The organism is Bacillus sp. V26 (assembly GCF_034296245.1).
GTDB lineage: Bacteria > Bacillota > Bacilli > Bacillales > Bacillaceae > Bacillus > Bacillus halotolerans.
The window spans coordinates 347,242-362,110 of record NZ_JAXKQF010000002.1 but is presented as its reverse complement, the minus strand read 5'-3'; the positions used below and the strand labels follow the sequence as shown (position 1 = coordinate 362,110).

Genomic DNA, 14,869 nt, shown 5'->3' with positions numbered 1-14,869 from the left:
CTGGAAAAACGAGGCATCATGTCGTGACATCTTTTACTGAATCACGCACCATAAACTCTGTGTTTTCAAAGATTTTTTCTGCCTTCGTATCAGGTGTGCTGATCAGCGCCAATAATTTTTTTGCACCGAGCACGCTGATTTTTTCAACAGGACGCTTCACTGTAGAAAGCCTTGGCGTGATATATTGCGAAAAACCAATATCATCAAATCCGATGACAGATATATCATCAGGGACGCGCATCCCCTTGGCAAATATGGCATTCATTGCTCCGATCGCCATGTCATCATTCGAACAAAAGACAGCGGTTGGAGTGTTCGGAAGCGCCAGCAGGCGTTCCATCGCCTGAAAGCCGCTCTCCATATCGTATTGCCCTTTTACACTGTATTCATGTTTGATCGGTATATGATGGCGAATCAGCGCCGCTAAGTAGCCTTCCTTTCGCTGCTGAGATGATTTAAATCCTTCGATTCCCTCAATGATGGCGATGTCTTGATGTCCGTTTTTAATCAAGTATTCTACAGCTTCCTGAGAACCTTCCTTGTCATTGGACAATATGTTGGTAATGCCTCTGTCATCGATATCCCGGTTCAGCACGACGAGCGGGATCTTTTTTTCCCGAATATGATAAATAAAAGAATTATCAATATCACTTTGACTCATTAAAATAATTCCGTCATATCTCATTGGTGTTACAGAGTCATAGCTTTTCAGATCATCAATGCCGCGCACATACAGATTGTACTCCTCGCTGATTGCCTGGTTTACGCCTTTTATGGTATCAGCGAAAAAACTGTGTGAGGTTCCGTTTGTGATGCTTGTAAAGAAAAGCCCGATCGTATGGGATTTTTGCATTGCAAGGCTTTTTGCATTCACATTCGGTGTATAGTTGAGCTGTGAGGCGAGCTCCAATATTTTTTTCTTCGTGTGTTCTTTAATATAAGGGCTGTTATTGAGTGCTCTGGAAACGGTTGTGTGGGATACGTTTGCAAGTTTTGCGATATCTTTAATGGTTACCATCTATTTCCCTTCCTTATCATACCGGCTGCGATTCGTTATTACATATTGTATCATCAAACACACCGCCTCTCCCACCATATTTCCAGATTAATAAGAAACCGTATCATCATGCGTTCCTGCTGCGCTGCCGATGATCGGCCGCACAAAACGGATGACAGCCAGTGAAGCGAAGACGGCCAGCCCTCCGGCAAGTAAAAATGCGCCAGAAAAAGTACCCGTCCGGTCAACTATAAAGCCGGTTAAAGCGGGACCGATGATGCCTGCGGTGTTGGCGAGAAAATGCATGAATCCGCCAACAGAACCGACATTCTTTTGGTCGACTACATCCTGAATAACAGCCCAGTAGATCGCGCCCGTCAAATATAAAAAGAAGACAGACAGAGCCACGAGTGTAACAGCGCTTACAGTTGTGGTAACAAGCCCAGCCAAACCAATCAATACCGCGGAAGAAAACAAACACGTGACGAGTACAACTTTACGCGAAAACAGAACGCCTTTCCGGACTGTTTTTTTGTATACATAGTCCGAAACAAATCCCCCGGCTGCCAGGCCGATAAATCCTAAAATCCACGGAATGACTGTGATGACACTCATTGACCCAACACTTAATCCCCGCTCCTCGACAAGATAGCTCGGAAACCACGTCAAAAAGAAGAAGAGGATGTAGTTGTAAGCGAAAAAAGCAAACGCCGTGAACAAGACTGTTTTTTGTTTCAGATAAAAGGTCAGCGGAATTTTCTCCTCGGGAGCGGCTTCAACTTTCATCGCAGGAGCATTGCCCATTGGCTCAGCCGGCTTTTCTTTTACGCATTTTAACCAGAGAAATGCCCAAATCAATCCGATGATCATGATGAGAACGAAGGAGACCTTCCAGCTGAATGCAACGGCGATCATGCCGACAATTGGGCCGGAAATGGCTCCGCCAAGGGGCGTTCCGCTATTTGTGACTCCGACAACAGACGCCCGCTGAGTCGGCGGAAACCAGTTATTGACCATTTTATTGATGGTCGCCGAAAGCGGCCCTTCCCCCATTCCAAACAAAATTCGTATGATCAGCAGGCTGACAAAGCCAAAAGCCAATGCAACTGCTCCGCTGAACAGCGACCAAACGACCATGGCCACAAATAAGGTCAATTTTGCTCCATAGCGGTCGGATGCCACACCGCCAAGAAAATTGAAAACGGCATATCCAATCGAAAAACTGCTGAAAATCAAGCCCATTTGTGTAGCGGACAGTGTGAGATCATCCTGAATGAATGGAGCTGCAATGGACAATGCCGAACGGTCCAGATAGTTAATCACACCAGCCAGGAACAAAAAAAGGATGACTGGAAGCTTATCTTTTGAAAACATCTCAACCTCACCCCTATGTTGGTTCAGTATCTGTATCTGCTTTCGTCACACTCCTGAATAAGCCATAAAACCTCCATCGACAGGAACGGTGATGCCGGTGACAAAGCCTGAATAGGAATCATCCGCCAGCCAAAGAAGCGTGCCGAGCAGGTCCTCCGGTTTTCCAAATCGCTTCATCGGTGTTCCCGCAATAATCTTTTTAGAGCGATCTGTAAAGCTTCCATCCTTATTGATCAGCAGATCGTGGTTTTGTTTTGTCAGAAAAAAGCCTGGTGCGATTGCGTTAACCCTCAGTCCGGTTTCCGCAAAATGCACAGCCAGCCACATTGTAAAATTATTGATTGACGCTTTGGCCGCACTGTACGCCGGAACCTTCGTCATAGGTGAATAAGCGCTCATTGATGAGATATTCACAATGGCTGGTGAGCCTGCCTTCAGCAGTTCCTTTCCAAACACTTGGGTAGCCAGAAATGCCCCAGTGAAGTTGGTTGAAAAAACTGTTGAAAATCCGTTTTCATCCATGTCAAAGAATGATTGGCCTTCTCCTTCTTCTTCATATGTCTCCACATCAGTAATCGCAGCGGGATGATTCCCTCCTGCTCCATTGATTAAGAGATGAACAGCGCCAAATCGGTCAAGGATATCAGTCTTCGCCTTCTCTAGCGACGTCCTGTCCAGCACATCAGCAGAAACGGAATATGCCGTGCCGCCAGCTTTCGTAATTTCCCTCACAACCTCTTGTCCTGTTTCAGCTGACCGGTTCAGTATTGCCACCTTCATGCCATGGCGGGCAAGCTCCCGGGCCATGGCCGAGCAGAGCACACCGCTGCCCCCTGTGATAACAGCAACTTTACCCGCCAGTCGATGATGAAGAGGAATCATAATTCCACCTCTTTTTTCGCCATTGATTCGTACGCGTCCCACAGTCCGTTCAAATACATGATGCCTAAAGCGCGGTCGTATAAGCCGTAGCCCGGACGGCATTGCTCTCCCCAAATATGGCGACCGTGATCCGGCCTGACATATCCGTTGTAATCCTGCTTGTGCAGTTCTGCCATGACCCCTTGAATATTAATCGAACCGTCCTTTGTCAGATGAGACGTTTCAATAAAATCTCCATTTTCAAAGATCTTCACATTGCGGATGTGTGAAAATGGAGCAAGCCCGGCATATGTCTTAGCAATTTCCACCATGTCATTGGCGGGATTGGCCCCCATGGAACCGGTACATAAGGTGATGCAGTTAGAAGGTGAGTCTGATATGGCCCGCAGCTTCTTATAGCTTGCCTCTCCTGTGATAATACGCGGCAATCCAAAAATCGGCCAAGGCGGGTCATCCGGATGAATGGCCATTTGAATGCCATGCGCTTCAGCAACCGGCAGAATTTCCTTCAAAAAAAATGATAAATTGTTCCACAGCTGTTCTTCATCGACCGTCCTGTAGGCCTCAAACAGTTCTTTGATCCGAGCCATTTTTTCTGGCTCCCACCCTGGGAGTGTCAGGTCAGACGCTTCTTCCACCGTCCGGATCAGCTCTTGAGGCTCCAGGCTCTCCACTTTGGCTTTTTCAAAAAACAGAGCGGTTGAGCCGTCTTCCAGCGGACGGAACATGTCGGTGCGTGTCCAGTCGAAAATCGGCATAAAATTGTAGCAAATCACTTTCACGCCAAAAGCAGACAGATTGCGGATGGTCTGCTTATAATTTTCAATGTACCGGCCGCGTTCTTCGCTGCCCAGTTTAATCGCTTCATGAACGTTTACGCTTTCGACAACCTCCGCATGAAAACCATGGGATTGTATATATTCCGTCTCAGCTTTGATTTCTTCTATTTCCCACACTTCCCCGGCAGGTTTGTGATGGAGACCCCAGACGATGCCTTTCACCCCGGGAATTTGTTTCACGTGTTCAAGTGTGACTGTATCGTTGCCTTGTCCATACCATCGAAATGTAATATTCATCGTACACCTCCGGATTGAGCCTTTTAATCAAATGTGATCACTGCCTTCCGCACCTGATCGGGATGCTCCTTGATAAATTGAAACGCGTGATGGACATCATCAACTGAAAACGTATGGGTGACGAGCCCGTTATGCGCTAACCGGCCTTCATTCAGCAGCTTTACAACTTTCGGAAACTGATTTGTCTGGAGTCTTGAGCCGGTAATCGTGACTTCTTTTTTTGTAATGGGGAGCTGGGGAATTTGTGACGCTCTCTCATCAAATCCAAGCACCACCACACGCCCTGCCGGAGAAACAACATCAACGGAAAGCTCAAAAGTCGCAGGGAGACAGACAGCATCAATGACTACATTGGCTCCTTCATTGCCCGTCCATTCCCGAACCCGCTCAGCCGCATGTTCTGTTTGAACATTCACAACAGCGTCGGCACCGTTTTCTGTAGCAAATGCCAGCCGCTCATTATTTAAGTCGGTTATCATGACGGAAGCACCCGCAAGCTTTGCCATTTTTAATACACAGATGCCGATAGGCCCCGCCCCCTGAATCAGAACGCGATCACCCTTTTCCACCTGTCCCCGCCAAACAGCCTGGGCACCTATTGTATAAGGCTCGGCCATAACTGCCTCCTCCCAAGGCAGCTCTTTTGAAACCGCGTGAAGCTGCTTTTCAGGAAGCACAACATATTCCCGCATCCCGCCGTCTTCATGAACGCCAAACACAGAAAGCTTCGCACAAACATTTGGCCGGCCTTTACGGCAGGCATAACAGTTTCCGCAATAAGAAATCGGTTCAATCACAACATGGTCTCCGGCTTTCAGGCCTTTAACATTCGCACCAACCTCCTCCACTTCTCCCGTTACCTCGTGTCCGATTACTCTCGGAAGGGTCGCAAGCGGATTCGTGCCATGATAAATATGCATGTCAGAACCGCAAATTCCGACTCGTTTTACTTTGACGAGCACCTCATCAGCCTTTGAAAGAACAGGCTTTTCCATGTCTGCTGTCACCAAATCATACGCTTTTCGCACTTGAACCGCTTTCATTTTCTCACCTGCTTTTTAAAAATTCATACACGCTCCGAGCAATTGAAATTCCGTGTTTCCTGTTTCTTTCCTCATGCAGCTGCTCCAATTCGCCAGGCACATACACTCGCTCGACTCCTCTAGCCGGAGGTGATTGCTGCAGTTCATCAAGCATGGCGTCCATCTGCTCTAAAAACGTATCTTGTCCGGTAAAATAGGACGGATGGATCGCGCAAACATAATGTCCAAGCTTCCTATTTTGATCAAGATCGCCATACATTTTAGCGATATGCGGCCCAAAAGCCGCCCCAGCCAGCAAACCTGAAAACACATCCACCACAACAGATAGCCCGTAGCCTTTAGGACCCCCGAACGTTGAAAGTGAGACGACCTTGTGAGGGTCTGTTACCGTCTCTCCGTTTTCATCGACTCCCCATCCTTCTGGTATTTCTCTGCCCTCTTCACGCGCCTGCAGAATCTTTCCAAATGCCACTTTTGACGTCGCCATATCTAGGATAAACGGTTTTTTATGCTTTGCCGGCACACCGTAAGCAATTGGATTCGTGCCTAAAAAAGGAGACCTCCCGCCAAACGGGACTACAATACTGTCAGTATGAGACATAGCGATTCCGATCAGTTTTTCCTCAGCCGCTTTTTGCACAAAATAACTTAACGCTCCGCAATGGCTGCTGTTTGTCGCGGTGACCATGCCAACACCATTTTTCTTTGCCATTTCAATGGCATGAGCCATCGCCTTATCGGCAATCACATGGCCGAACCCGTCATCACCGTCCAGCACTCCTGTCACCGGCCCCGTTTCTTTAAAAATGGGACACGCTTTTGGATTGATGCCTCCAGCCCTGAGCCTGTTCACATAATGTTCTGTTCGCAAAACACCATGAGAATTCACATTGCGTAAATCGGCGTGTATGAGCACGTCTGCTACTTTTTCGGCATCTCGTTCATTCAAATTGGCGCCGATCAGCTTTTGCTGAACCAGTTCCTTCGCTTCTTCAGCGGAAATCGTTACCGTATTCAATTCAATGAAGAGCCTCCTTTCTTTCAGTTTCATCACTTAGCGAAAACCCTTACAAATTATTATTACTTGCGAACTATTCAAAATATTCTTTATATGGTTGTTTGATCAGTTTCTATGCTGAAGCTCTTCGACAATCTGTGCATGCTGCTGATCTGTCAGTTTATAAAGAAAACCGATAATGACTATAGCTAATGCCAAAGCAATGGCGGGATACAGAAGAAGAAGCGCTTTAATGCCGAGCAGCGCCTGTGCCGTCTGGGCTACGTTCGGCATATATCCGACAAGTCCCAATCCGATCCCCGAGAGAAATCCAGACAATGACTGAGCAAGCTTTCGCGAGAAGTTAAAGAGGGAATATGTCGTTGCTTCTTTCCGCTCACCGGATTTCCACTCGCCGTAGTCAATGATATCTGAGACAAGCGCCCACGTAATGCCATTGGGAATACTGATCCCAATAAACGCGATGCTTGCAAGGATGGTAAACACATATACATTTGAAGGAAGCATAAAGTTGATCAGGTCCGCGGCAACGCTGATGCCGAAACCGATCATTGCGGTTTGTTTCTTTCCAAACATCTTGACGAGCTTTGGCAGAAACACGACGCCCAAAAAGGAAGATCCAATAATGATAAAGTTCATATAAGCCATCAGTTCGACATTGCCTAGGTTATATTGTGCGAAGTATACGAGCATTGCGGATTTAATGTTGTATGCGGAAATCGAAAAAATGGTCATCAGGACAAGGGTTAACAGCGGTTTGTTCGTTATAAACGTTTTGACGACAGATGAAAATGTTAATTTCTCTTTTGGCGCTTCCGCAATAACAATACGTTCCTTGCAGTTGCGATAGCAAATATAAAACCAAAGCACACCGAGAACAGCAAACAATCCCATGACCACCGGATAGCCTATCTTCGGGTTATCAAACTTGACGAGCAGCGGCATGACGGCCACGCTCGTGATAAACAAAGCCCCGAGTGAACCGATTTGGCGAAAAGTAGAGATAGAAGTCCGGTCTTCGGTATTTTGAGTCATCGCCGCTCCCAATGAACCGTACGGGATGTTTACAAATGAATAGCCCACGCCCCACAGTATATAGGATGCATACGCATAAATCAGCTTGCCTGTCGTTGATACATTCGGGGACAGAAAAATAAGAACAGTAAGCACCGCAAGAACAATGCTGCCGATTAATAAATAAGGCCTGAATTTCCCCCGCCTGCCGATGTTTTTGCGATAATCAATTGATGAGCCGACAATGGGGTCTGTTACAGCCGCAAAGAGCTTGCTGACTAAAAAAATACTTCCCGCCATTGCAGCCGGAATTCCCGCCACATCAGTAAAATACTTTAATAAATAGATTTGGCCTAAATCAAACATAAAACCGTTCCCAAAATCACCAAAACCATAGGAAATTTTCTCTTTCAGTGAAAGCCTCTTCTCTGTTTCAATCGACACAACCTTATTTTCCAGTTCTGCTCGCATCTTCCACCTCTGTATCTTAAGAATTTTCGATGAGATGTCCGCTCAGTATGACGTATCTGAGCGGAACTTATTTTATACGTTTGCCTTTTCTTCTTGAAATTGAAAATATTGTTTCGCATTGTGATAGCAAATGCCTTGTACGATGCTGCCAAGAAGCTCCATATCTTTCGGCACTTCACCGTTTTCAGCCCATTCGCCCATCAGATTGCAGACAATCCGTCTGAAGTATTCATGGCGTGTATACGACAAAAAGCTTCTGGAATCAGTCAGCATGCCGATAAAACGGCTGAAAAGCCCGACGTTTGACAACGCTTTCATTTGATCAAGCATCCCATCCTTGGAATCGTTAAACCACCATGCTGTGCCAAATTGTATTTTCCCAGGCGTGATGCCGTCTTGAAAGCTATTGATCATGCTGGCAATGACATAGTTATCATTTGGGTTGAGCGAATATAAAATCGTTTTCGGCAGCTGGTTTTTCATTTCGATTGAATTCAGCAGCCTGTACAAAGGCTTCGCAATTTCTTCGTCATTCATAGAATCATAGCCTGTATCCGGCCCCAATTTCTTCATCATTTTCGTATTCGTATTTCTGAGTGCATTGATATGAAACTGCATCGCCCAGTCGAGCTCAGCATACAATCCGCAAAGAAATTGAAGTGTATATGTCTTGAATTTCTTCTCATCTTCGTAAGAAACCTGTTCCCCGTTTAATCTTGCGGTAAAAATGAGGCCCGCTTCCTCTTTGTCCGTTTCGGCAAACACCATTGAATCAATCGCATGATCTGATACTCTGCCGCCGACTGAATGGAAGAAACGCACTCGTTCTTCAAGAGCCTTCAAAAACTCATCATAGGTTGTAATCGAAAGTGACGCAGCCTTTTCAAGCGCCTGCACCCAATCCGGGAAGCCTTCGCGATTGATTTCCAGCCCTTTATCCGGCCGAAATCCCGGCAGCACACTGACAGGAAAATCTTTGTCCTCTTTTAATAATAGGTGGTACTCGAGGGAATCGACAGGGTCATCGGTTGTGCATACTACTTTTACATTTGATTTCACAATGAAATCCCTTGCCCCGAAGCCCTCTCCTTGCAGCAGTTCATTCGTCCGTTTCCAAATATTTGGCGCCGATTGCTCATTTAATATCTCGTAAATCCCAAAAAATCGCTGCAGCTCTAAATGGGTCCAATTGTAGAGCGGATTGCCAATCGCCATCGGCACTGTTCTCGCCCATGCCATGAACTTCTCCTCATCAGCTGCATCGCCTGTAATGTATGTTTCTTCAATTCCGTTGGCTCTCATGATGCGCCATTTGTAATGGTCTCCATACAGCCAGGCTTCTGTCATGTTTTGAAATCTCTTATTTTCATAGATTTCTTTCGGACTCAAATGGCAGTGATAATCAATAATCGGCATGTCTTTCGCATAATAGTGATAGAGGTTGACAGCGGTTTCATTTTTCAGCAAAAAGTTTTCTCCCATAAAGGGTTCCATGTCCTCACCGTCTTTCATTCTATTTCAAAATGTTAACGTTAACATTTTGATTTGTTTTTATTTTACCTTTATATTCCTCTAGGATCAATCTCTTTTTTAAATTTAAATGTTAACGTTAGCAAATAAGCGCAAAAAAGACATTGCCGTAAAGCTGCCTGAAAAGACCTCTTTTTGGCAATGTCCGATTTTACAAGAAAGGATTAGTAAGCCAGGCTGAATAGTCCTTTAATGTGTGTTAAGTAGCGTACGTTACTTGCTTCTTTCATCAAGGAAGCAGGAAGACCTTTAAGCGGTGTAGAATTAGCACCAATTATGGCTACCGCATCTTTGCGTCCAAGACTTGCAAGTGTACCAGAGTTTACTGGCTGGAATGTTTCAAGTGTTTTTCCTTCTAAGTAAGCGAATAGGTTGTAACCGATCAGCTCACCCATTTGCCATGCGATTTGTGCAGTTGGCGGGTATGGACGGCCGTCTGCCGCAAAGTAAACTGCGCTGTCACCGGCAACAAATACATCTTCATGAGATGTAGATTGAAGGAAATCGTTAACTGTCGCACGGCCGCGGTTCACTTCAAGACCTGATTCGCCGACTAAAGGATTTCCTTGTACGCCGCCAGTCCAAACAAATGTGTTGGCAACAACTTTTGATCCGTCTTTCAGATCAATCACGTTTCCTTCTACATTTGTAACAGGAAGGCCTGTTAAGAACTCAACGCCGCGTTTTTCAAGGCTTTTAGTCGCGCGTTCGATAAGATCATCCGGAAGAACAGGAAGGATTTTCGGACCTGCTTCAACCAATTTCAATTTGATTTCTTTATGATCTACGCCATATTTTTTCGCAAGGTTCGGCATGATGTCAGCAAGCTCACCGACAAGCTCAACGCCTGTTAAGCCGCCTCCGCCGATAAGGATTGTTGCATCTGCTTCGTTTTTCGTTTTAGAGTACTCACGCACACGGTCTTCAACATGTTTGAAGACTTTGTTCGCATCAGCAGCAGATTTAAGAACCATGCTGTTTTCTTCAAGTCCTGGGATGCCGAAGTAAGCAGTGACAGAACCAAGGCCTACTACTAGCGCATCGTAAGTTAATGCAGAACCGTCAGCAAGCGCAATCTCTTTCTTATCAACAGAGAAAGAGCTGACTTCGGCGATTTTAAGATCAATGTCTTTGCCTTTGAAAAGTTTTTCTAACGGCATTGCAACCGCTTTTTCAGACACGTTGCCTGCTGCAAGACGGTGTAATTCCGTAATGATTTGGTGAGTTGGGTATTTGTTTACCACTGTCACGCGTGCTTGTTCTTTCGTGTAATGTTTGCGAACTGTTAAAGCAGAAAGAACACCGCCATAACCAGCGCCTAAAATGACAATATGTTTTGACATCGTATATCCTCCGTCCTTTATATCAATTTGAATCTGAGATTATTTTTGTTTTTCGTTCATGATTTCAAGGTAGCTGTTAGCAAAACGGAACAGCTTTTGAGCTTGAGGATCTTTCAGCATGCGCAACAGGCCGAAAAGTCCAATCGTTTCGTTGCTAGCATCCGCGCGGTCTTTTGCTTCGATTGCAGTCGCAGCCACTTCTTTTGCTGTTTCTTTTACAGGCTCAAGAATTTCAGTGATTGCACCGACTGTATCGCTTTTCAATACTTCGTCAGTCGCAACAGACTGAGCGAAATCATAAGACTTCGTTAAAATATTCACTAACTCAGTCAGCTTTGGAAGCTGGTCAACTAAAACAGTCAGTGATTCTTGAACTTCTGGCTTTAACAGCTGATCAATAAGATCTTGCTGGCTTTGGCTGACAGACGCATTTGTTTGATCGATTGTTTCTGGCATATCCAATTCTCCTTTACTATAAGCAGTATGCTGATTTTTTGGAAAGGGTAGTGCCTCTCCCTGATCTCATGTTTGAAAGCATGAGAAGAAGGATTGTGAATTCGTGCACAATCATTCGCAAAAATAAATGTTTACTACCCAGTTTTTCATCTTGCCATATTCAGTATTATTTTTATCTCAAAAATAAACCATTGAATAAGTCAAAATCCTTTACTCTCTCTGAAAATAGCAAACATAAAAAACTCCAATTTGATTACCTTCTATATGATAACACTTTTTGAACAAAATTTGAACGTGAATTGCTTCGATTATGAAATTAATTTATATGGTGCCCGTGTCATAACATTTCTTCAGCACTAGTTATTGACAATCCATCAATTTTCTCCCCTACGCGTTACCCAGATGTCCAATAGAGGTTCTCTTTTTCCTGTAACTGGATCCAATGCCGGAAGTACTGCTTGCTCTATATTTTCTAGCGCAGCCGCTCTTTCATCCGGCTTTCCCGTCTTCATATCATACCGAGAACCATCTGGATAAGCGCCGATTACGGTAAAATCGGGGCTCGCGCTTAGCTTTTTATGGCCGACACCGGCTGGAATGACCGCTGCGTCGCCTGTTTTGACAGGAACAGCAGCTCCTTTTTCTCCCCCAAATTGAATAACAGCCTCCCCTCGGACTGCGATTAGGACTTCATGCGTGTTGCTGTGATAATGATGGTACGGAAAAACACTGCCCGACCAGCTGTTTAGCCAGCCATGCCGGTTGACGATCCGCTCTGCCTGTTCAGCACGTCCCATAAAAACATTTTTATAGATAACGAGCGGAAAATCAGGGTGATTTGGAACCCTGCCGTCATCCTGAAAAAAGTACGTTTCTGTTTCCATCATTTTCACCTCCCTATTTCTGTCTTCCACATATATTGATCCGTAAAACATCATTATTTTCTCACAATTCCGTTGATCTGTATCATCCCGGGTAGTATAGTATAAAAAAATAATGCCAGAATGAGGGATTTGATGAAAGCGATCGTAATCGGAATATTGGCTTCTCTCTTTTTCGCCGTTACCTTTATTTTAAACAGGGCGATGGAATTATCCGGAGGCAGCTGGCTTTGGAGCGCCTCGTTACGCTTTATTTTTATGGTTCCGTTTTTATGTCTGATTGTCATCATGAAAGGGAAGTTCGTTCCTCTTTTACAAGAGATGCGGAAAAAGCCGTTTTTTTGGATAAAGTGGAGCTTCGTCGGCTTTGTTCTTTTTTATGCGCCGATCACGTTTGCCGCCGCATTCGGGCCGGGCTGGCTCGTAGCCGGAACATGGCAAATTACCATTGTAGCCGGTGTGCTGCTGTCTCCATTTTTCTATGAGAAAAAAGACACGCCTGGAGGCACTTTGCTCGTTCGGCAAAAGATTCCCCTTGTTTCGCTGGGCACTTCCATCGTCATTCTGATTGGGGCAGCGCTGATTCAGCTCCAGCATGCAGAATCGCTTTCCGGAAAAATGCTGCTCTTCAGCGTGCTGCCGGTTGTCATTGCGGCTTTCGCCTATCCGCTGGGAAACCGGAGGATGCTTGAGCAATACGGAGGCAGGCTTGATACGTTCCAGCGTGTGCTGGGAATGACCCTTGCAAGCCTTCCATTCTGGCTTGTATTGGCAGCTTACGGCTGGTGGTCAGATGGCCTTCCGACCGCGGGACAAACCGTTCAATCCTTTATCGTTGCCGTCAGCTCAGGCATCATTGCGACCGTTTTATTTTTCTGGGCAACGGATATGGTAAGAGATCATCCGCAAAAGCTTGCTGCTGTTGAAGCAACACAATCCGGGGAAGTGATATTCGCTTTGCTTGGTGAAATAATCCTGCTGTCAGGTGTTTTCCCTTCCATTTTATCGTTTGCCGGCTTAATGATTATTATTGCCGGAATGGTGTTACATACCTTCGCTTCCCAACAAAAACCCAAAGAGAAAACTCAGTCAAATCTGACTGCTTAGCAGCTTCTGGAGAATGGGCGAAAGCCCGTTCTCCTTTCTTTTTAACGCCTTCCAAAAGAGACCTGTTTCACGTTATATTTATGTATAGTCTAAGCCCACTTAACTGAAAGGTGATATTTTAATGGAAGCAAACAATCAAAAAGACGATATACCAGCAATCTCATTCACATCTGTGCGAAAAAGCTATGAACAAGAGGGACAAACCTATGATGTATTAAAGGATGTCACCGGAGACATTAAACAGGGTGCAATCGTGGCCGTTTTGGGCCCTTCCGGTTCAGGAAAAAGCACACTGCTGTCAATGTGTAATTTGATGAAAACACCGGATCACGGTGAAGTGAAGATTTACGGAAAGGAAGTCAGAGACTGGAATGTGAATGAACTGAGGCGGACGGCCTCCCTTGCCTTTCAATCCGCCCCCGTCCTTGACGGAACGGTGCGTGACAATCTGAATCTGGTACAAAAGCTCCACCAAACCCAGCTTTACTCTTCTGAAGAGCTCGCTTCACTGACAGGCCTGTCTCCAGAACTGTTAGACAGGAGCGCCAAGGATTTATCCGGCGGACAGCGGCAAAGGCTTTCACTTGCCAGAACACTCGCAAACCCTTCCTCCATCCTATTATTGGACGAAATTACATCTGCCCTGGACCCTGTTTCTGCTCTGGAGATTGAAGAACTGATCAAAAGGCAACATCAAGAGAAAAAGCTGACGGTCATGTGGGTGACTCATAATATGGAGCAGGCAAAACGAGTAGCCGATTCCATTTGGTTTATGGCGGATGGCCGGCTGCTGGAAATCGCAGAAACTGAAACATTTTTCTCTAATCCGCAGCATGAAGCAGCCAAGGAGTTTTTGAAGGGAGGCACTCAATAATGGATTATCTTTCCCTCTCTTTAACGATGATCTTTGTTTTGATCGCCTTGTTTTTATCAAAATCCTTTAAAGCCGGCGTAGAAAAAGACATGATCATTGCCACCATCCGGGCCGCGTTACAGCTGCTTGTGATCGGTTATGTGCTGTCGCTGATATTTCATGGGGATCACCCTGTGTTTATTCTGCTGATGGTGCTGTTAATGCTGGCGGTGGCGGCGCAAAACGTCGTCAAACGAAAGAAAATGAAAATCGGTTCTTTTTGGAGGGTGTTTGTGGCATTAGCGATTGTAGAAATCGTCACCCAAGGCATTCTTCTGGCGCTTCACATCATCCCGCTTACCGCACGGTATGTCATCCCGATCAGCGGAATGGTCATCGGAAATTCAATGGTGCTCGCGAGCCTATTTTTAAACCGGCTCAGCTCCGAGGTCGGAGTGCGCAAGGAAGAAATTCAATTGATTTTGTCGCTTGGCGGCACACCAAAACAATCCATACAGCATATCCTGACTTCCGCCATGAAAATGAGTATGATCCCTACGCTAGAAAGCCAGAAAACATTAGGGCTCGTCCAGCTTCCCGGCATGATGACCGGCCAGATCTTAGCAGGCGCCGATCCGATTCAGGCGGTTCGCTTTCAGCTTTTGATTGTTTTTACAACGATGGCGTCCGCCGCACTGACTTGTGTCATACTCAGCGTGCTGACATACCCGTCATTATTTACCGCGCATCAGCAGCTGAAGCAAAATGGTTAACATTATGACAGCAATTTCGGGATTTGCAGATCACATAAAAGCCGCTTCTCA

14 protein-coding genes are annotated in these 14,869 nt (G+C 45.7%); 3 read left to right on the top strand and 11 right to left on the bottom strand.

Annotated elements, in window-relative coordinates:
* Positions 1–16 precede the first annotated feature (16 nt).
* The 11 genes from UJ203_RS09160 to UJ203_RS09110 form a co-directional block, all read right to left on the bottom strand.
* On the bottom strand, positions 17–1,018 hold the full coding sequence (locus UJ203_RS09160) for a LacI family DNA-binding transcriptional regulator (protein WP_059292966.1): 1,002 nt from the start codon (positions 1,016–1,018) through the stop codon (positions 17–19).
* Positions 1,019–1,105: 87 nt separating this feature from the next.
* Entirely contained in the window at positions 1,106–2,371 is a 1,266-nt protein-coding gene (locus UJ203_RS09155) for an MFS transporter (RefSeq protein ID WP_322010134.1), read from the bottom strand.
* A gap of 45 nt (positions 2,372–2,416) precedes the next feature.
* Positions 2,417–3,253, bottom strand: coding sequence for an SDR family oxidoreductase (locus UJ203_RS09150; RefSeq protein ID WP_322010132.1), 837 nt, complete (start codon positions 3,251–3,253; stop codon positions 2,417–2,419).
* Positions 3,250–4,329 carry a mannonate dehydratase gene (gene uxuA, locus UJ203_RS09145; RefSeq protein WP_322010130.1) on the bottom strand — a complete coding sequence of 360 codons (1,080 nt, stop codon included), beginning with the start codon at positions 4,327–4,329 and terminating at the stop codon, positions 3,250–3,252. Before uxuA ends, UJ203_RS09150 begins: the two co-directional genes overlap by 4 nt.
* A gap of 23 nt (positions 4,330–4,352) precedes the next feature.
* Positions 4,353–5,372 (bottom strand): zinc-binding alcohol dehydrogenase family protein, encoded by a 1,020-nt coding sequence (locus UJ203_RS09140; protein WP_105953671.1) that lies wholly within the window; start codon positions 5,370–5,372, stop codon positions 4,353–4,355.
* Between the two features lie 4 nt (positions 5,373–5,376).
* Complete coding sequence (allD, locus tag UJ203_RS09135) at positions 5,377–6,390, bottom strand: ureidoglycolate dehydrogenase (RefSeq protein WP_322010127.1); 1,014 nt, start codon at positions 6,388–6,390, stop codon at positions 5,377–5,379.
* A gap of 105 nt (positions 6,391–6,495) precedes the next feature.
* Complete coding sequence (locus tag UJ203_RS09130; RefSeq protein ID WP_322010125.1) at positions 6,496–7,875, bottom strand: MFS transporter; 1,380 nt, start codon at positions 7,873–7,875, stop codon at positions 6,496–6,498.
* A gap of 72 nt (positions 7,876–7,947) precedes the next feature.
* Positions 7,948–9,369, bottom strand: a complete 1,422-nt coding sequence (gene uxaC / locus UJ203_RS09125) for a glucuronate isomerase (protein WP_322010123.1) — start codon at positions 9,367–9,369, stop codon at positions 7,948–7,950.
* Between the two features lie 200 nt (positions 9,370–9,569).
* Positions 9,570–10,748, bottom strand: coding sequence for an NAD(P)/FAD-dependent oxidoreductase (locus tag UJ203_RS09120; RefSeq protein ID WP_322010121.1), 1,179 nt, complete (start codon positions 10,746–10,748; stop codon positions 9,570–9,572).
* A 39-nt stretch (positions 10,749–10,787) separates the two neighbouring features.
* A complete protein-coding gene (locus tag UJ203_RS09115) occupies positions 10,788–11,204 on the bottom strand; it encodes a DUF1641 domain-containing protein (protein ID WP_010333866.1) in 417 nt (138 codons plus the stop codon).
* Between the two features lie 374 nt (positions 11,205–11,578).
* Positions 11,579–12,091 carry a cupin domain-containing protein gene (locus UJ203_RS09110; RefSeq protein WP_415859184.1) on the bottom strand — a complete coding sequence of 171 codons (513 nt, stop codon included), beginning with the start codon at positions 12,089–12,091 and terminating at the stop codon, positions 11,579–11,581.
* Between the two features lie 129 nt (positions 12,092–12,220).
* Here UJ203_RS09110 and UJ203_RS09105 point away from each other — a divergent pair, with 129 nt between their 5' ends.
* From UJ203_RS09105 to UJ203_RS09095, 3 genes are all read left to right on the top strand, one after another.
* Complete coding sequence (locus tag UJ203_RS09105) at positions 12,221–13,192, top strand: multidrug resistance efflux transporter family protein (protein WP_322010117.1); 972 nt, start codon at positions 12,221–12,223, stop codon at positions 13,190–13,192.
* A 121-nt stretch (positions 13,193–13,313) separates the two neighbouring features.
* Entirely contained in the window at positions 13,314–14,066 is a 753-nt protein-coding gene (locus UJ203_RS09100) for a phosphate ABC transporter ATP-binding protein (RefSeq protein ID WP_322010115.1), read from the top strand.
* Positions 14,066–14,818: an ABC transporter permease gene (locus UJ203_RS09095; RefSeq protein WP_322010113.1), complete on the top strand. Its 753-nt coding sequence runs from the start codon at positions 14,066–14,068 to the stop codon at positions 14,816–14,818. The genes UJ203_RS09100 and UJ203_RS09095 overlap by 1 nt, the downstream gene beginning before the upstream one ends.
* Positions 14,819–14,869: the final 51 nt, after the last annotated feature.